Origin of the sequence: Malikia sp., from assembly GCF_028687635.1 — a bacterium.
Taxonomy (GTDB): Bacteria; Pseudomonadota; Gammaproteobacteria; order Burkholderiales; family Burkholderiaceae_C; genus Malikia.
Genome location: NZ_JAQTZS010000002.1, coordinates 168,245 through 186,905, shown reverse-complemented (window position 1 = coordinate 186,905; position 18,661 = coordinate 168,245). Strand labels below are relative to the sequence as shown.

At 70.5% G+C, this 18,661-nt stretch carries 11 protein-coding genes and 2 tRNA genes; 4 read left to right on the top strand and 9 right to left on the bottom strand.

The genetic code is table 11. From position 1 onward, the window contains the following. The first annotated feature begins 26 nt into the window (after window positions 1-26). The 3 genes from recC to recD are packed head-to-tail and all read left to right on the top strand — an operon-like array spanning window position 27 to window position 9,432. Window positions 27-3,521 (top strand): exodeoxyribonuclease V subunit gamma, encoded by a 3,495-nt coding sequence (recC, locus tag PHR85_RS02265; RefSeq protein ID WP_300049886.1) that lies wholly within the window; start codon window positions 27-29, stop codon window positions 3,519-3,521. Window positions 3,522-3,559: 38 nt separating this feature from the next. Continuing rightward, complete coding sequence (gene recB, locus PHR85_RS02260) at window positions 3,560-7,312, top strand: exodeoxyribonuclease V subunit beta (RefSeq protein ID WP_300049885.1); 3,753 nt, start codon at window positions 3,560-3,562, stop codon at window positions 7,310-7,312. Next, window positions 7,309-9,432: an exodeoxyribonuclease V subunit alpha gene (gene recD / locus PHR85_RS02255; RefSeq protein ID WP_300049883.1), complete on the top strand. Its 2,124-nt coding sequence runs from the start codon at window positions 7,309-7,311 to the stop codon at window positions 9,430-9,432. Before recB ends, recD begins: the two co-directional genes overlap by 4 nt. Window positions 9,433-9,457: 25 nt before the next feature. On the opposite strand, the gene PHR85_RS02250 is transcribed toward recD, so the two are convergent. From PHR85_RS02250 to arfB, 5 genes are all read right to left on the bottom strand, one after another. Continuing rightward, entirely contained in the window at window positions 9,458-10,156 is a 699-nt protein-coding gene (locus PHR85_RS02250) for a glutathione S-transferase N-terminal domain-containing protein (RefSeq protein WP_300049881.1), read from the bottom strand. A 91-nt stretch (window positions 10,157-10,247) separates the two neighbouring features. Further along, window positions 10,248-11,447 carry a carotenoid 1,2-hydratase gene (locus PHR85_RS02245; RefSeq protein ID WP_300049880.1) on the bottom strand — a complete coding sequence of 400 codons (1,200 nt, stop codon included), beginning with the start codon at window positions 11,445-11,447 and terminating at the stop codon, window positions 10,248-10,250. A 7-nt stretch (window positions 11,448-11,454) separates the two neighbouring features. Continuing rightward, the gene (locus PHR85_RS02240) at window positions 11,455-14,085 is read right to left on the bottom strand and encodes an FtsX-like permease family protein (protein WP_300049878.1); all 2,631 of its coding nucleotides are present in this window, start codon (window positions 14,083-14,085) and stop codon (window positions 11,455-11,457) included. A gap of 4 nt (window positions 14,086-14,089) precedes the next feature. Beyond that, entirely contained in the window at window positions 14,090-14,779 is a 690-nt protein-coding gene (locus PHR85_RS02235; protein WP_300049875.1) for an ABC transporter ATP-binding protein, read from the bottom strand. Window positions 14,780-14,842: 63 nt separating this feature from the next. Beyond that, on the bottom strand, window positions 14,843-15,247 hold the full coding sequence (arfB, locus tag PHR85_RS02230; protein ID WP_300049872.1) for an alternative ribosome rescue aminoacyl-tRNA hydrolase ArfB: 405 nt from the start codon (window positions 15,245-15,247) through the stop codon (window positions 14,843-14,845). A gap of 153 nt (window positions 15,248-15,400) precedes the next feature. Between arfB and PHR85_RS02225 the strand changes: the two genes are divergently transcribed. After that, on the top strand, window positions 15,401-16,036 hold the full coding sequence (locus tag PHR85_RS02225) for a S24 family peptidase (protein ID WP_300049870.1): 636 nt from the start codon (window positions 15,401-15,403) through the stop codon (window positions 16,034-16,036). Window positions 16,037-16,084: 48 nt separating this feature from the next. Here PHR85_RS02225 and PHR85_RS02220 read toward each other — a convergent pair whose 3' ends face one another. The 4 genes from PHR85_RS02220 to PHR85_RS02205 form a co-directional block, all read right to left on the bottom strand. Continuing rightward, window positions 16,085-16,276 carry a hypothetical protein gene (locus PHR85_RS02220; protein ID WP_300049868.1) on the bottom strand — a complete coding sequence of 64 codons (192 nt, stop codon included), beginning with the start codon at window positions 16,274-16,276 and terminating at the stop codon, window positions 16,085-16,087. A 226-nt stretch (window positions 16,277-16,502) separates the two neighbouring features. Further along, window positions 16,503-16,578: transfer RNA gene (locus PHR85_RS02215), tRNA-His, on the bottom strand. Window positions 16,579-16,609: 31 nt separating this feature from the next. Beyond that, window positions 16,610-16,685, bottom strand: a tRNA-His gene (locus PHR85_RS02210). A gap of 42 nt (window positions 16,686-16,727) precedes the next feature. Beyond that, a complete protein-coding gene (locus tag PHR85_RS02205; RefSeq protein WP_300049865.1) occupies window positions 16,728-18,632 on the bottom strand; it encodes a SurA N-terminal domain-containing protein in 1,905 nt (634 codons plus the stop codon). Between the last annotated feature and the right edge of the window lie 29 nt (window positions 18,633-18,661).

Here is an 18,661-nt window from a genome sequence, read left to right as displayed (position 1 = left end):
GTCAGATCGACTCGCCGCCCTGCCCCATGCCAACCTCACTGAAACCCGGCTTCATCGCCCTGCACGGCAACCGCTCGGAGGAGCTGGCGCAGGCCGTGATCGCCTGGCTGGCGCAGCACCCGCTGGCCCCGCTGGAACAGGAGGTGGTGCTGGTGCAGAGCAACGGCATCGCCGAATGGTTCAAGATGGAGCTGGCGCAGCAGCTCGGCGTCTGCGGCTCGACCCGGGTCGAGCTGCCCGGGCGCTTCCTGTGGCGCAGCTACCGCGAGCTGCTGGGGCCGCGCGCGGTGCCGCGCGACTCGCCACTGGACAAGCTGCCGATGACCTGGCGCCTGATGCAGGTGCTGCCCGGACTGCTGGCGACACCCGCGTTCGAGCCCGTCAGGCGCTACCTGCGCCAGGACGACCCGAGGCGTCAGCTGCAGCTGGCCCAGCAGCTGGCCGACCTGTTCGACCAGTACCAGAACTACCGCTCCGACTGGCTGGCCGACTGGGCCGAGGGCCGCGACCTGCTGCTGCAGGCGCAAGGCAACCGGGCGCCCGTGCCGACGGAGCAGGCCTGGCAACCCGAGCTCTGGCGCGCGGTGCTCGATACGCTGAGCGAAACGCAACGGGACACGATCCGGCCCAAGCTGCACCGCCAGGCGCTGGAGCGCCTCAACAGTGAGGATGATGTGGGCGTCCGGGTGGCGCGCCGCGTGGTGGTGTTTGGCATGAGCCACATGCCAGCCTCGACCCTGGAGGCACTCGCGGCGCTGAGCCGGCACAGCCAGGTGATGCTGGCGATTCCGAACCCCTGCCGCTACTACTGGGGCGACATCATGGAGGGGCGCGAGTTCCTGCGCGCCGAGCGGCGCCGGCATGCGCTGCGCGAGGGGCGCGAGCTGTCTGGCGTGTCGCTGGAGGACATGCACCAGCACGCGCATCCGCTGCTGGCGGCCTGGGGTCGCCAGAGCCGCGACTTCATCCGCCAGCTCGACGCCTTCGACGACGCGGACGAGACCCGGCAACGCTTCCCGCAGGCGCGCATCGACCTGTTCGACGAGTCACCCGAGCAGGACGACACCCCGCTGCTGGGCCGGGTGCAGAACCGCATCCGGGACCTGGAGCCGCTGGAACCATTGCAGCCGGACGCGAGCCCCGAGCCGCTGCCGGCCGCTGACCGCTCCATCGTCTTCCACATCGGGCACAGCCGGGTGCGCGAGCTGGAGATCCTGCACGATCAGCTGCTGCGGATGCTGAGTTCAAGCGTGCCAGGCCGGCCGGCGCTGCAGCCGCGCGACGTGGTGGTGATGGTGCCCGACATCGAGCTGATGGCGCCGGCCATCCGCGCGGTGTTCGGCCAGTACGGGCGCAATGACAAGCGCCATGTCCCGTTCGATATCGCCGACCTGAGCGCCAAGTCGAGCAGCCCGATCGTGACGGCGCTGGAATGGCTGCTGCAGCTGCCGGCGCAGCGCTGCCGCATCAGCGAGCTGGTGGACCTGCTGGAGGTGCCGGCGGTGGCCCGGCGCTTTGGCGTGCGCTCCGAGCAGCTGCCCCAGCTCACGCACTGGATGTCGGGCGCGGGCATACGCTGGGGGCTGAACCTGCCGCAGCGCGAGCAGATGGGTCTGCAGGCCTGCGGCGAACAGAACAGCGCCTGGTTCGGCCTGCACCGCATGCTGCTGGGCTACGCGGCGGGCTCGCTGGCCGACCTGCCGCAGGCCGCGGGCTGGGCCGGGATCGAGCCCTATGCCGAGGTCGGCGGTCTGGACGCGGAGCTGGCGGGGTCGCTCGCGCACCTGCTGCGCGCCCTGCTGGACTGGTGGCGGCGCTGCGAGAGCGACGCGACGCCCGTGGTCTGGGCCGAGCGCGGCCGCGACCTGCTCAAGGCCCTGTTCAAGCCAGCGGAGGCGCTCGACGGCCAGGTGCTCGAAGCGCTGGAGCAGGCGCTCGCGGCCTGGGTGCTGGCCTGCGAGCAGGCCGGCTTCGAGCAGGCGGTGCCGCTGTATGCCCTGCGCCAGTCCTGGATCGAGGCGCTCGATGTGCCGGACCTGGACAAGCGTTTCCGCGCCGGCGGCGTGACCTTCTGCACGCTGATGCCGATGCGCGCGGTGCCGTTCGAGGTGGTCTGCCTGCTCGGCATGAACGATGGCGACTACCCGCGCCGCAGCACGCGCAGCGACTTCGACCTGATGGGCCTGGCGGGCCAGCAGCGACCGGGCGACCGCTCGCGCCAGCAGGACGACCGCCAGCTCATGCTGGAGGCGCTGCTGTCGGCGCGGCGCACGCTCTACATCAGCTGGACCGGCCGGAACATACGCGACAACAGCGTGCAGCCGCCCTCGGTGCTGGTGTCGCAGCTGCGCGACTACCTGGCGGCGATCTGGGGCAAGTCCTGTGTCGAATCGCGCACCACCGAGCACCCGCTGCAGCCCTTCAGCCGGCGCTACTTCGAGCGGCAGCCCGACGCTGCGATCCCGCTGCAAACCTACGCGGCCGAGTGGCGCAGCCTGCATCTCGAAAACGGACCGCCAGAAGACGCGGGCGCGGCCAGCCGCCAGCAGCGCCAGCCTGAGCAGGCGACGCCGCTGACCCTGCCACGGCTGGCCTCCTTCTATCGCAACCCGGCCCGGGCCTTCTTCAAGGAGCGGCTGGGCGTGAGCTTTGTCGAGCGCGACGAGGAGGCCGCCGACGTGGAGGCCTTCGTGGTCGAGGGGCTGGACCAGCACCAGCTGATCGCGGCCCAGGTCAGGCATTGGCCCAAGGTCGCCGACCCAGGCCTGCTGCGCCAGCGCATCGCGCGCGACATCGAGCGCCTGCTGCGCTCGGGCGTGCTGCCGATGCAGGGCTTTGGCGAGCTGACGCGGCAGACGCTGCAGGCGACGCTCGAAGCGATGGCGAACGCCTGGCAGCAGGCCTGCGAGGAGTTCCCGGCGCCCGCGCCACGGCTGGCGATCGAATTCGGCCACGATGGCGTGGCAATCACCGACTGGATCGACCCGCTGCACGGCAATGCGGCGCAGACCGCCTGGCTGCAGCTGAGTCCGGCCAAGCTACTGGACAAGAAGCAGCAGCCACGCCCGGACAAGTTGCTCGACACCTGGCTGCGCTCGCTGGCGGCGGCGGGCCAGGCCGACCGAGCCGACCCGGGGCGTGAGCTGCACGGCCTGCTGGTCGGACCGGACGCGACGCTGCGCATCACGCCGATGGCGGCCGGGCCAGCCCGGCAGCAGCTGGGCCAGCTGCTGGCGACCTGGCGCGAAGGCATGTGCAGCCCGCTGCCGCTGCCGCTCAAGACCGCGCTGGCACTAGCCGGCGACGGCAACGCCGAGGAGGCCTACGAAGGCAGCGCCTTCCGGCCCGACTACGCCGAGGTCAGGGAGATGTGCCTGGCGCGCTGCTTCCCGGACTTCGACGCGCTCGAATCGATCCAGACGCCGACGGGCGAATCGATGCTGCACGCGCTGGCCGCATCGGTCTACGGTCCGATGCTGGAATGGATCGACAAACACGTCAGCGTGACCCCACATCCCTGAAGCGGCATGCCGAGCCAGCATCGCGAGACCAGACGCCCATGAGTCAATTCGATCTCTTTTCTTCCGTGGAACCCGCCCCCGAAGCGGCCACCGCAACCGGGCCACAGGAGCTGCACGCCGCGCGGCTGCCGCTGTGGGGCTCGCGCCTGATCGAGGCCAGCGCCGGCACCGGCAAGACCTGGACCATCGCCGCGCTCTACCTGCGGCTGATCCTCGGGCATGGTGGTCCGGAGCGGGCCTATGCGCGGGCGCTGACGCCGCCCGAGATCCTGGTGATGACCTTCACCCGCGCGGCGACGCGCGAGCTGTCGGACCGCATCCGCCAGCGCCTGCTGGAAGCGGCGCAGGCCTTCCGGCACCCCGAATCCAGGCCAGCCGATGCCTTGCTCGACGAGCTGCTGGCGGCATTCCCGGACGAGGCACAGCGCAAGCAGGCCGCCTGGCGGCTGGCGCTGGCGGCCGAGAGCATGGACGAAGCCAGCATCCACACCATCGATGCCTGGTGCCAGCGCACGCTGCGCGAGCATGCCTTCGACAGTGGCAGCCTGTTCGACGAGGAACTGGTGGCCGACGAGGAGGCGCTGCTGATCGAGGCCGTGCAGGACTACTGGCGCCAGGAATGCTATCCGCTCGACCACGATGGGCTGGAGCAGGTGATGGCGGTCTGGCAGGATGTCGAGACCTTGCGCCAGGACGTCAAGGACCTGCTGGCCCAGGGCGCCGGCCGGGACGGCGGCGAGGGCAACCTGATCGACGCGCTGGCGCGGGCGCAGGCGGTGCAGGACACGCAGCTGGTCGCCATCCGGACGCAATGGGTGACGCAGACGCAGGAGCTGCTGGACTTCGTGCTGAGCCAGGACCCACCGGGCAAGAGGGGCTGGAACGGCCGGCAGTTCTCGATCAAGACCCTGAGCGGCTGGCTGGAAAAACTGGCGCGCTGGGCCAGCGGCGAGAGCGACGACCTGCTGCCGGAGCTGACCAAGGCCGCCTGGGAGCGCTTCACGCCCGCCGGACTGCAGGCCTGCTGGACCCAAGGGGCCGGCATGCCCGAGCTGCCGCAGGCCTGCCACGAATTCGCCCGGCTCAAGCCGCAGCTGGAGGCGCTGCAGGGCCCGGCGGCGGCGGCCCGCCTGCACGCCGCCGCGCGCGTGGCGCACCGGCTGCAGCAGCTGAAATCCCACGCCGGGACCTTCGGCTTTGCCGACATGCTGGAGCGCCTGCACGAAGCGCTGCAGGGCGAGAACGCGGACAGCCTGCGCCAGCGCATCCTGGCGCAGCACCCGGTCGCGCTGATCGACGAGTTCCAGGACACCTCGCCGCTGCAGTACGGCATCTTCGACCGCATCTACCGCACGGCTGACAACCGCCGCGAGCAGGCGCTGCTGCTGATCGGCGACCCCAAGCAGTCGATCTACGGCTTTCGCGGCGCCGACATCTACAGCTATCTGCAGGCGCGCCAGGCCACCAAAGGCCGACATTACAGGCTCAAGGTCAACTACCGCTCGACCGAGGCGCTGATGGACGCGGTCAACCACTGCTTCCAGCGCGCCGAGCAGGATCGCGTCGAGGGGGCGTTCGGCTTTCGCAGCGAGACGGGCAACCCGCTGCCCTATGTCGAGGTAGCCGCCAAGGGCCGCGAGGAGCATTGGGTCGACGGCGGCGGCGGGCGGCCCGCGCTGACCCTGGTCCATGACCTGGCGCCGCGCAGCAACAAGGCGATCCGCAAGCTGTTCGCCGGGCGCTGTGCCGAGCAGATCACGGGCTGGCTCAACGACGCGGGCAATGGCTTCGCGCGCGACGACGGCCGCTTCGAGCGCCTGCGCCCGCGCGACATCGCCGTGCTGGTGCGCACCGGCAAGGAAGCGGCCGCGGTGCGTTTCGCGCTGCAGCGGCGCGGCGTGGCGTCGGTCTACCTGTCGGACCAGGACTCGGTGTTCCAGAGCGAGGAAGCGCGCGACCTGGTGCACTGGCTGCGCGGGGTCGCCACGCCGCAGGATGCCGCGCTGGTGCGCGCCGCGCTGGCGCTGCGCACGCTGGACCTGAGCCTGGCCGAGCTCGACGCGCTGTTTGCCGACGACGAGGCCTTCGACCGCAAGGCGCTGCTGCTGCGCGAGCTGCAGCAGGCCTGGAAGACCCAGGGCGTGCTGACCATGCTGCGCCAGTCGCTGCACCGCTTCGACCTCGCGGCGCGCTGGCTGCGGCAGGACGGCGGCGAGCGGCGCCTGACCAACTTCCTGCATCTGGCCGAGCTGCTGCAGAACGCCAGCCGCGAGCTCGAAGGCGAGCAGGCGCTGATCCGCTGGCTGCAGCACCAGATCGATGAACGGGCGCAACAGGGCGAGGAGCAGGTGGTGCGGCTGGAAAGCGACGACGACCTGGTCAAGCTCGTCACCGTGCACAAGAGCAAGGGGCTGGAATATCCGCTGGTCTGCCTGCCCTTTGGCACCAGCTTCCGGGAAGTGACGCGGCGGCTGACCCGTTCGGCCACCCTGCCCGGCCCGGACGGCGCGCGCGAGCTGGTGCTGCAGCTCGGCGAGGCCGACATCGAGCGCGCCGACCGGGAACGGCTGCGCGAGGACCTGCGCCTGCTCTACGTGGCCATGACCCGGCCGCGCCACGCGCTCTGGATCGGGTTTTCCAGCGTCAAGATCGGCCAGAGCGACAAATGCCACAGCCGCAAGAGCGCGCTGGGCTACCTGGTTGGCGGCAGCGCGATCGAAGCCGGGGCCGACTGGCTGGCGCCGCTGCAGCGCCTGGCCGAAGGTCAGCCCGCGATCGCGCTGGTCGATGCCAATGCCCAGGATGGAGGACAGGTGGGTGTGACGCGCCTGCGCCGGCCGGACTCGGACGCGGCGCTGGCCGAGCCCCTGCACTACGCGGGCGAGTTCGACCGGCAATGGACGATCGCGAGCTACTCGCGCCTGACCCGCGATCTCAAGACCCAGGCCGGCGGGCTGTCGCCCTTCGCGGCGCTGCGTCCGGCCGATGACGAGTCGGTGGAAGACGCCGACGGGGTGGATGAGGCGGAACAGAAGACCCAGCCGGTCCGCTTGCCAGCGCAGGCCGACATCCGGCACCGCTTCCAGCGCGGCTCGGTGGCCGGCAACTTCCTGCACGATCAGCTGGAATGGCTGGCTGGCGAAGGCTTCGCGCTGGCCGACGACCCCGGACTGCGCGATCGGCTACGCAAGCGCTGCGAGCATTCGCCCTACAAGAACGATGCCGAGGCACTGCTGCCATGGCTGCAGGCGGTGGTGCGGACCCCCCTGCCCGGGCCCGAGGTGGCGCTGTCCGGGCTGCTCGGCGCCCAGGCCGAGATGGAATTCTGGCTGCCGGCCCGGCAGCTGCGCACCGAGCGGATCGACCGGCTCTGCCGCGAGCACCTGCTCGACGGCCGGCCCCGACCCCGGCTGCAAAGCAGCGCGCTGCACGGCATGCTGATGGGCTTCACCGACCTGGTGTTCGAACACGAGGGGCGTTACTGGGTGCTGGACTACAAGTCCAACCACCTGGGCGCGACGGATGGCGACTACAGCGCGCCGGCCCTGGCCGCCGCGATGGCCAGGCACCGCTACGACGTGCAGGCGGCCATCTACCTGCTGGCCCTGCACCGCCTGCTCAGGAGCCGGCTGGGCGAATCCTATGACCCGGCCGAGCAGCTCGGCGGCGCGCTCTACCTCTTCCTGCGTGGCATGGAGGGGCCGGCGCGCGGCGTCTGCCTGATCCAGCCCGAGCCCGAACTGCTGGCCGCGCTCGACGCCATGCTGAACCCCGAGGAACTCGACACATGAACGCGAGCATGAGCGCGACCATCACCCCGATTGATCCCGACGAGCTGCTCGCGACCCTGCGCGCCTGGTCGGACCGCGGCTGGCTGCGCCGCCTCGACAGCGCGATGGCCGCCTTCGTGCGCGAGCTCGACGCGCAGGCTGCTGCCCCCGTCCTGCTGGCCAGTGCCTTGCTGACGCAGATGGAAGGGCGCGGCCACACCGCGCTGGCGCTGGCGCCCTGCGTGAGCCAGCCCCAGGGCCTGCTGGGCTGGAGCGGCGAGGCGCAAGCGGCGCTCGACCTGCTCTGGGCCAGGCTGCCGCGAAACGCATCGGACTGGGTACAGGCCTTGCGCGCCAGCCCGCTGGTGCGCGTGGTTCCAGCCGCTGGCAGCGCCAGCAGCATGGGCACTGACACCGATGCTGGCGACGAGGACCGTGGCCAGCCGCTGGTGCTGGCAGGCACGATGGACGCGCCGATGCTGTATCTGCGCCGCTACTGGATCTACGAGGAACAGGTAGCGACGCAGATCGCCCGGCGCGCCGCTCGCACGCAGGCGGTCGACCTGCCCATGGCCCGGGCCTGGCTGGACCGGCTGTTCGACGGCCCGGCGCCGATCGAGGGTTGCGACTGGCAGAAGGTGGCCTGCGGCCTGGCCCTGCGCGGCGGCCTGAGCGTCATCACCGGCGGCCCTGGCACCGGCAAGACCTACACCGCCGCCAGGCTGCTGGCGCTGCTGCTGGCCACGCACCCGGAGCCGGCCAGCCTCAGGGTCGCGCTGGCGGCGCCCACGGGCAAGGCGGCGGCGCGGCTGCGCAGCTCGATCGACCAGTCGCTGCAGGAGATCCAGCAGCGCTTTGGAGACAAGCTGGACCTGCGGGCGCTGACCCAGCGCATCGGCCAGGCCAAGACCGTGCACGCCCTGCTGGGCGCGCGGCCGGACACGCGGCAATTCCGCTTTGATGCCGACACGCCGCTGGATGTCGATGTGCTGATCGTCGACGAGACCTCGATGGTGCACCTGGAAATGATGGCCGCGCTGCTGCAGGCGCTGCCCCAACAGGCCAGGCTGATCCTGCTCGGCGACAAGGACCAGCTGGCCTCGGTCGAGGCCGGCTCGGTACTGGGCGACCTGTGCGCCCGCGCCAGCGAGGCGCGCTACAGCCCGCAGACCCTGGCCTACCTGGAAGCCGTGTCGGGCCAGCGACTGACCGTTGCAACAGCAAGCGGTTCGCCGCTGGAGCAGCAGACCGTCATGCTGCGCCACAGCCGGCGCTTCGGCACCGACATCGGCCTGCTGGCACGCGCGGTCAACAAGGGCGTGGCCTCTGCGGACAGGGCCGACCCGCCAGGTGCCTACGAGCTGCTGGCCAAGGGCAGCGCCGAGGCACAGGACCCAGCCCTGACCAGCCCGATCGGCCAGCCATCGACCAGCCCGGGCAAGGTCTGGCTGGCGACGGGCAATGATGCCGCCATCGTCGTGCGGTTGGCGCTGCGCGGGCGTCCACTGGCGCCGGATTCCTTCGCCGACTACCTCGGCATCATCAACCAGCATCAGCCGCCGCCCGGCACGGACCATGAGGCGGCGCACGCCGACTGGGTCAAGGCCGTGCTGCGCAGCTTCGAGCGCTTTCGCATCCTGTGCGCGGTGCACGACGGGACCTGGGGCGACCGGCAGCTGAACCAGGACATCCAGCAGGCGCTGGCCCGGGCCGGGCTGCTCAAGCCCAGTGGCGAATGGTTCATCGGCCGCCCGGTCATGGTCACGCGCAACGACGCGGCGCTGGGCGTGTTCAACGGCGACGTCGGCGTGGTGCTGCCCTCGGCTTCGGAAAGCCGCACGCCGCGAGTCTGGTTCCTCGATGGCGAGCAGCTGCGTTCGGTCGCGGTCAGCCGGTTGGCCCATGTCGAGACCTGCTTCGCGATGACCATCCACAAGAGCCAGGGCTCGGAGTTCGCCCACACCGTGGTGGTGCTGCCGGAGAGCGGGGGCGACATCCTGACGCGCGAGCTGGTCTACACCGGCGTCACCCGGGCGCGCGAGTTCCTGTCGGTGATCGAACCCCGACCCAATCTGCTGGGCCTGGCGATCGGGCGCCAGTTCAAGCGGGCCAGCGGGCTGAAGGCCAAGCTGGGCAGCTGATCCGGCCCAGACGACCCTGACGGCCTCAGGCCGGCACGTTCAGGCCGCGCTGCACGGCCGGACGCTGCAGCCAGGCCCGGTAGACGCGGTCAACCTGGGCAAAGCGTTCATAGCCGATGAGATCGCTCACCTGGTAGCGCTCGAGCAGGGTGCGGATCCAGGGCAGGATCGCGATGTCGGCGATGGTGTATTCGTCGCCCATGACCCAGTCGCGTCCCGTCAGGCGCTGATCGAGCACGCCGAGCAGGCGCGTCGCCTCGGCGACATAGCGGTCGCGCGGGCGCTTGTCCTCGTAATCCTTGCCGCCATACAGGTAGAAAAAGCCGACCTGACCGAACATGGGGCCGATGCCACCCATCTGGAACATCAGCCACTGCAGCGTCTCGTAGCGCCTGGCTGGTTCGGTCGGCAGGAAACGACCAGTCTTTTCGGCCAGGTAAATCAGGATGGCGCCCGACTCCCACAGCGCCAGCGGCTGATCGCCCGGACCGTTGGGGTCGAGGATGGCAGGGATCTTGTTGTTCGGGTTGAGCGACAGGAACTCGGGCGAGAACTGGTCGCGCGTCTCGAAGCTCACCTTGTGCGCCTCGTAGGGCAGGCCGAGCTCCTCGAGCAGGATCGAGACCTTGACGCCGTTGGGCGTGGGCAGCGAGTACAGCTGCAGGCGCTCGGGATGGTGGGCGGGCCACTTGCGGGTGATGGAAAAGGCGGACAGATCAGTCATGCCCGACATGCTACACAAGAGGGACTGGCACTGCCAGGGCCAGGCTGCAGGCCTTCAAGCGCAGGATGCAGCCTGATGCTGCGGGCGCCGGCTAGAGCGCCAGCCGCGCACCGTATCCCGTCAGCTCAAGGTAGCCCAACCCCAGGCGCGGCCCGCCATCGGCGGATTTGAGCTCGCTCAACCCCTCCCAGTAGATGGCGCCGGTGCTGCGGCGGCTGTCGAGTTCCTGCGCGTCGAGCAGCGCCGCCACCGCGAAGCGCCCGGCCGGCGTCGTGAGCCGCCACTCGACCGGATAGCGGATGCCGGTGCTCGGGCTGGTCCAGCGGCGGCCAGGCTCGAAGGTGACCTCGCCGGGCTGGAAGCTGCGCGCTGCTGCCTGCCCAGCCGGCCCCGACGCTGGCCGCCAGGAGCCGCCGGCCCAGAGCGCGCTGCCATCGGCGCGGCGCAGCTGGAAGGCGGTCAGGCTGGAACCATCGTCCAGGTTCATGCCGATCCAGTCCCAGCCCACGGCCTCGGGGTGCAGCAGCGCCTCGCTCCACTCGTGGTCGAGCCAGGCCTGGCCCCGGACCGAGTGGCTGCGCCCTGCCCGCTGCAGCTGTCCGCTCACGCGCAGCTGTGGCTGACTGTAGTAGTGGCTGGCCTGCTCAGGTCCAGGACCCTTGCGCGACCAGCCACGCTCGCCCTGCAGCAGCAGATCCTGGGTCGGCGCGGCGTCCAGCGTCAGCGCGAAATCAGCTGCGCGGACCTGGGTCCGGTAGGCGCCGTCACCGGCCTGGCGCTGCAGGCGCCAGCCGCGCAGTCGCACGTCGGTATCCCGCACTGCGGCGCTGGCCTGCAATCCCAGCTGGGTCGGCATTGCCACATTGGCCTGCGGCGTGGGCCATTCGGCAGGCTCGCCGTTCCAGCGCGCCAGCGCCTGGTCATGCCAGTGGGCACGCCCGGCCACATCGGTCAACGCGGCATGGGCGAACAGCAGCTGACGCGCGGCGAGCCGGCTGCGCAAGCCTTGTGCCGGATCGACCCGGGAGCGGAAGAAAGTGACCTGAAAGCCATACAGCCGCTGTGCCTCGTCGCGCAACCAGCCAGTCAGATACCACCACTCGGTGCGCGCGTCGTTGTGGCTGCCATGGTCGGCCGGAAAGACCAGCGGCCGGGGCTTGAGCGTGCGGCGGCCAGCGGACTCGGAGGCCTGGACGGGCTGGGCCGCCAGCGCAGGCGCGGCCCCCGCGCAGGACAGGGCCAGACCCTGCAGCAGCAGCTGGCGGCGCAGGCGATCGAAGGAAGGGTTCATGGTGGATTCAACTGTCCTGCCTGACCGCCAGCACCGCCTGCTGGCTGGCGGCGAGCCGGCCGCTGAGCCAGGCGGTCAGGGTGCCGGCCGCGACGACCGAAAAGGCGAGCGCCAGCAGCCGGCCCCAGGGCAGATGCAGCTCCATGGTCCAGTGGAAACTCTGCGGATTGACCACGTGCACCAGCACCACGCTGACTGCCAGCCCGAGCAGCAGGCCAGCGGCCGCGCCCAGCAGGGTCCAGAGCGCACCCTCGGCCGCGACCAGGCCCAGCACCTGACGGCGCGACAGACCAATATGCTGCAGCAGTCCGAACTCGCGCCGGCGCGCCAGCACCTGGGCGCTGAAGCTGGCCGAGACCCCCATCAGGCCCATGCCGATGGCCACCGCCTGCAGCCAGTAGGTGACGGCGAAGCTGCGGTCGAAGATGCGCAGCGAGATCTGCCGAATATCCTGCGCCGAATTGAGCTCGTAGAGCCCGCCGCTGGCCTGCTCCAGCCTGGCTCGCAAGTCGGCCGGCGCGTCCGGCGCCAGGTGAATGGCCAGGTCGTTGATCGAACGGTCGCCGGTGAGGCGCTGGTAGTCGGCCGCGTCGATCACCAGGCTGCCCTGCTGGCGCGCGTAGTCGCGCCAGATGCCCGCGACCAAGAAGCGCGTACCGGACGGTCCGATGCCGGGCAGCAGGATCTCGCGACCGACCTGGGCGCCGTGCAGCTCGGCCAGGGCCTCGCTCGCGAAGACCGCGATCCGGCTTGGCCCAGCTACGGGCTTTTCCGCTCCTGGCGCCTGCGGGGCTGTCGTGGCTGCGGGCCAAGGCAGCGCCGGACCCACCAGCGGCAGTGGTATGCCAGAAGAGACAGAATCGCCAGCCGCCCGCAGCGGCCTGGCGATCAGCGTCACCGCTGGACGGCTGGGGTCCAGCGTCAGCGTGCGCAGGCGCAGGCCCTCGACCCGCGCCACGCCGGGCAGGGCCGCGACCCCGGCCACGAAATCGGGCGGTAGCAGCGCGGTCTCGGCACCGCCGGCACCGGCGGCGGCGCGCAAATAGAGTTCGGCCGGCAGCACGGCATCCAACCAGCGCATGACCGACTCGCGAAAGCTGCCCACCATCACCGTCAGCGCGACCGACAGCGCCAGGCTGGCCACCACCGCGCTAGTCGCGACCGAGGCGCTGTGCGGAAAGCGCCGGGCGCGTTCGAGCGCGAGCAGCGCGAGCGGGCGGCGCCGCACCCGGGGCGCGAGCCAGCCCAGCGTGGCTTGCACCAGCGCCGGCAGCGCCAGGATGCCGCCGAGCAGGCCACAGGCGACCGCGACATAGGCCGCCAGCGGCAGGCCGGCGATGGGCGGCAGCCAGCACAGGCCGAAGGCCAGCGCCAGCAGCGCCGGCCCCGACCAGCAGGCCAGTCGGCCGGCACCGCCCTGCTGCATGGCCCAGCCCTTGAGCGCCTGCGCAGGCGCCAGGCGGCGCACCGCGAGCGCCGGCCACCAGCCGCCCAGCAGCGCGGCGCCCACGCCGAGCACGCCATAGCCAGTGGCGGCCAGCGGGCTCCAGTCCAGCTGGGGCGCCAGGCCACCGAAATAGCCACCACCCAGGTCGCCCCCGAGCAGGCGCAGCGCGCCCCAGGCCAGCGCCGTGCCGAGCGCGACCCCGAGCACACTGCCCGCCGCGCCGACCAGCGCTGACTCGGCCAGCACCAGCCGCTGGCGCTGACGGGCATCCATGCCGAGCACGCCGAGCAGCGCGAAGGACGGCTGGCGCTGGGTCACGCTCAGGCTCAGCACCGAAAACACCAGGAAGGCGCCGGTGAACAGCGCCACCAGCGCCAGCACCGTCAGGTTGACCCGGTAGGCGCGCGAGAGCTGCCCCAGACGGTTGCCAGCATCGGCGGGCCGCTGCAGCAGCAGCGCGCCGGGGTCGAGTTCCCGTGCCCATGGACTCTGCCGCGCCGCCTGCCGCAACGAGGCCAGCAGCGCCTCGGGGCTCGTGCCCGGCGCCAGCCGCAGGTCGATCCGGCTCAAGTGACCCAGGCTGCCGCTCAGGTCCTGCAAGGCCGCCACGTCCATCACCAGCAGCGGAGCACCACCACCCTGCGCAACCCGGCCGGCCACGCGCAAGGGCTGTCGCCGCAGGCCGATCTGGACCTCGGCATGGGTTACCCCATCGCCGATCGCCCGCTGCGCCGCCGGATTCAGGAACACCGCATCAGCCGCGAAGATATCCAGCCGGCTCGCACCCTGGTCGGGTTGCAGCGCCAGCGCCGGCTGGATCGCCGGCATCGCCAAGGCGTCCACGCCCCACAGACGCGCGCTGACGCGCTGGCCCCGGGCATCGAGCAGCTGGGTCTGCAGCTCCAGCACCGGGCTGGCCTCGCGCACCTGGGCCTGCGCCTGTACCAACTCCAGCCAGCGCTCATCGAGTCGGCCAGCGGCACCGCGCAGCTGCGCGTCGGGCTCGCCACTGGCGCTTTGCGCCGCCGCCGAGAACTCCGACAGCGCCGAGGCATTGATCAGGTGCACCGACAGGGCCAGCCCCACGCCCAGCATGACGGCCAGCACCGCCATCGCGTGACGCCAGGGATGGAGTCGCAGCTCCTGCCAGGAAAAGCTGCGCAGCAGCGCAAGATAGACGCCCAGCCGCATGGCTTCAGTCCCGCGCGATGCCGTCGGGCGTCAGGCGCAGCAGGCGGTCGGCCTGGCCGGCGGCGGCCTGCGAGTGCGTCACCAGCACCAGCGCGGCGCCCTGTTCCCGAGTCTGCGCCCGCAGCAGCTCCATGACAAGCGCGGCGGTGCGCGGATCGAGGTTGCCGGTCGGCTCGTCGGCCAGGATCAGGCTGGGGCGGTGCACCAGCGCCCGCGCGATCGCGACTCGCTGCAACTGCCCGCCCGAGAGCGTCTGCGGCAACCGATCCCCCATGCCGCCCAGCCCCACGGCGGCCAGCATGGCCTCGACCCGCTCGGGCTCGTTGCGGCCCAGCAACAGCAGCGGCAAGCCGACGTTCTGCGCCACGCTCAGGTGCGGCAACACATGGAAGGCCTGGAACACGAAGCCCAGGTGAGCGCGGCGCCAGGCGGCAGCCTGCGACTCGCTCAGGCTGGCCCAGTCCTTGCCGAGCAGGCTGACCCGGCCGGCATCGACCGAATCCAGGCCCGCCAGGCAATTGAGCAGGGTCGACTTGCCCACGCCCGACTCGCCGACGATGGCGACGAACTCGCCGGGCCTGACCGTCAGATCGACGCCCGCGAACACGCTGGCCTGCTGGTAGCGCTTGCCCAGGCCACTGGCCTCCAGGCAGGCTGGGGACAAGGCGGGGTTCGGGGCAATGGCGGCAGGCATGCGGCCAGTGTAGCCACCGCCACGATGCCAGGTGCGAGTTGGGCCTTGCTCGGGGCTACCGGCTCAGCCGTCGATGCGGCCCCGGCCCGCCTTGACCTCGGCACGCTTGGCCTTGCCCTGCAGGCGCCGCTGCCGCGAGCCATAGGTCGGCCGCGTCGGCCGGCGCGCCTTGGGGGCCTCGGCCACCGAATTCACCAACTCCTGCAAGCGCCGCCAGGCGTCGTCCCGATTGGCCTCCTGGGTCCGAAACGACTGCGCCTTGATCACCAGCACGCCCGCGCCGCTGATGCGCCGATCGGACAGGGCCAGCAGCCGGAGCCGGACCGCCTCGGGCAATGACGAGGCGGCAATATCGAAGCGCAGCTGCACCGCGCTCGAAACCTTGTTGACGTTCTGGCCGCCAGGCCCCTGCGCCCGGATCGCGTGCAGCTCGACCTCGGCCGGATCGACGGCCAGCACCGGCCTCATGCCCGGGCTCCCGGCGCGGGGCAGCCGACCGCCAAGCGCGCGGAGACAGAAAGGGCGAAAAAAGAGGATGGCACAGACAAGACGACTCGGTAGCAATGACCATCGATCTTATTCTGCTACATTAAAGTCAATCTGTTTGATTACCATACAGCCATGCCGCCCAAGCCCATTCCCCCCGAACTCGTGGCCCTGCGCCAGCGCAACACCCTGACCCTGTGGCTACGCTGGCGCCTGCGCGAGCTGGCCGAGGGCCGCAGCGGCGAGGACCGCGATTTCGCGGACCGGCTTGAGATCGCCGGCAGCCAGTGGAGCCGCATCAAGTCCGGCACGCCGATCGGACCCAAGCTCGCCCGGCGCATCGAGTCCGCCTGCGGTCAGCCCGCAGGCTGGCTGGACCAGCCGCAGGACGGCCAGCCAGAGCCCAGACCGGCTGCCGCCCTGCCCTGTCACGACAGCTGGGCCGCCTCGCCGCGGGCACTGGCCGATGCGCTGGGGCTGGGCGTGAACGAGGCAGCCCACCGGCTGGTGCGGATGCGTGGCGACGCGATGCGCGACGCCGGCATCCTGGACGGCAGCCTGTTGCTGGTCGATCAGTCGCTCGCCGCGCGGCATGGCGACTTGGTGGTCGTGCTGCTCGACGGCGAACTCAGCTGCAGGCAGCTGCACCGGCAGGATGGCGTCGTCAAGCTGCTGCCGGCCCACCCCGACTTCCCCGAGATCATGGCGCAGGAGGGGCAGGAACTGCCCATCTGGGGCGTCGTGACAGCCAGCGTCAGGCAGTTCCGCTGAACGGGACGCCGGTCATGCCAGCCGGACCGGACAGTCCGCTGCTGGCGTTTAGCGGCGGATCGCTGGCGATGACGGCGGCTGCCAGTCATGCCGTGGCCGCAGCTCGTCGTCGAACTTCTCGTGTGCGATCTGCGAATGCTCCAGCTGGGCCCGCTGGTGGGGCTTGAAGCGGCCACGCAAATCGTAGTTGGCGGGGTTTTCGTCGGAAACGTCGTCGATGTCGTCTGACCAGTCACGCATGGTGCCTCCCTGAACGCCAGGGCCTTGCCTAAAACAGGTCTATCGGCCTGACAGGCGCGATGGTAGTGTTTTCTCGGCTGAACGCAAGCCTCTGCCGGGCGCAGGGCAACGCCAGAAAGGAAAAAGCCCGGCAAGGCCGGGCTTCTGGTCAGACTTCACAAAGGATTCCAGTAGTATCGTTTGAGGGACTTGCTGGAAACAGACTTTGCAAAACCGTTGAATGGCGTGGGGTGGCTGATGGGACTCGAACCCACGACAACAGGAATCACAATCCTGGACTCTACCAACTGAGCTACAGCCACCACGGCTGGAAAATTGCATCGGACGACTGGATGGGGTGGCTGATGGGACTCGAACCCACGACAACAGGAATCACAATCCTGGACTCTACCAACTGAGCTACAGCCACCGTCGTTGAAGCCGCTATTCTATAGTGAAAAAACGGTCCTTCTCAGCTCCTGGGCAGGATTTTTGCCTTGTAGCGCTGCTTGAGCAGCTCCAGGTAAGCCTGGACCTCGGCCTGGGCCCACATCTGGGCCCACATCTGGGCCAGCTGGCTGCGGCCCTGCTCGGCCTGGGCGGCGGCCAGCGACTCGGGCGCGAGCACCTGGTTGACGCGCACCACGGCATAGCCCCGCGCGCCGAGGTCGACGCCAGCCCAGCCCGGCTGGCCCTTGGCGACCTTGACCGACAGCGCGGCCGAGATCAGCGGCTGCGGCAGGCCCTGGGGCTGCTGGCGCGACACCACGATCGTCGCCGGCAGGCTGGCGGCGGCGCCGCCCTTCCAGGCCTCCAGCTTGGTCTTGCCATCGGCCAGCGCGAGTTCGAGCGCGCGCTGCTGCACCAGGCTCTGGCGCACCTGGGCGCTGACCTCGGCCAGCGGGCGGGTGGCAGCCGGGCGATGCTGCAGCACGCGGGCCGCCGCCAGCTGGTTGGCGCCGACCTCGACCGCCTCGGTGTTGCGCTTGGAGCGCAGGGCATCATCGGCGAAGATGGCCTGGAGCAGCTTGGGGTTGGCCAGCGGCGCGTCACCAGTGAGCGGACCGCCACGCGGCAAGCCCTGGAAGGTCTTGACGCTCAGGCCCAGCTTGTCGGCCGCGGGCTTGAGGCTGTCGGCCTGCTCGTAGACCAGGTTGCCGAACTGCTCGGCGGCCTCGGCGTAGGCCTTGAGCGCCTGCTCGCGCTTGAGCGCCTGCTCGAGCTGGGCGCGCTGCGACTCGAAGCTGGGCTTGGCCGGCTGGCGAACATCGGTCAACAAGATGATGTGCAAGCCGAACTCGGACTCGACCAGATCGGAGATCTGGCCCTTGTTCAGCGCGAAGACGGCGTCCTCGAACGGCTTGACCATGCTGCCGCGCGAGAAGAAATCGAGGTCGCCGCCCTTGGCCGCCGAGCCCGGGTCCTGCGACTTGGCCTTGGCCAGCTCGGCGAAGCGCGCCGGCGACTGGCGCAGCTCGGCCAGCAGGGCCTGCGCCTGCTCCCGGACCTTGGCCTTGTCGGCCGCGGCGGCATCGGGCGCCACCGTCAGCAGGATATGGCTGGCGCGACGCTGCTCGTCCTTGGCCAGATTGGCCAGACTCTGCTCGTAGCGGGCGCGCAGGTCGGCCTCGGACAGCGTGACGCGGCGCGACACCGCGTCGAGGTCGAGCACGACATATTCGATGTCGGCCTGCTCGGGCGACTGGAAACGGGCGGCGTTGGCCTGGTAGTAGGCCTCGACATCGGCGTCGCTGACCTGCACCTTGGCGGCGAAATCGGCCGGCTCGAAGCGCGCGAGCTGGATCTCGCGGCGCTCGAACCAGGCGCCGAGCGCGGGCTGGGCGACCGCTGCCGGCAGGATCGAGCTGGCGCTCACGCTGGCCAGCACCTGGCGCCGCGCGATGTCCTGGCGCAGCGAGTTCTCGTATTGCTCGGGCGTCATGCCCTGGGCGCGCAGCGCCTCGTGGTAGCGCTGCAGGTCGAGCTGGCCGTCGGGCTTGCGCAAGGACGCGATGCCGGGGTCTTGCAGCAGCTCGCGCGCCAGGCGCTGGTCGGGCGTGACGATATGCTGGTCATGTGCCGCCAGCGCCAGCACGCGCTCGGCGATCAGGCGCTCGAGCGTGAGCTGGCGTGCCTGGTCGGATTCGAGCAAGGCCCGGTCCAGCGTCGGCGCGGCCGCCAGGCGCTGCTCGACTTCCCGGCGATGCGCGTTGTCGAGCTCCTGGCGCGTGATGGCCTTGCCAGCGACCTCGGCCACCTTGTCGGCGCCATCGGTGCGGTCGTAGCCCTGGACGCCGAACAGCACGAAGCCGATCACGAGCGGGATGAACAGCAGGCCCATGAAGAGCTTCATGTGCTTGCGGAAGAAATCGAACATAGCCGGTACCAGTCAGAACAAAAAACGCA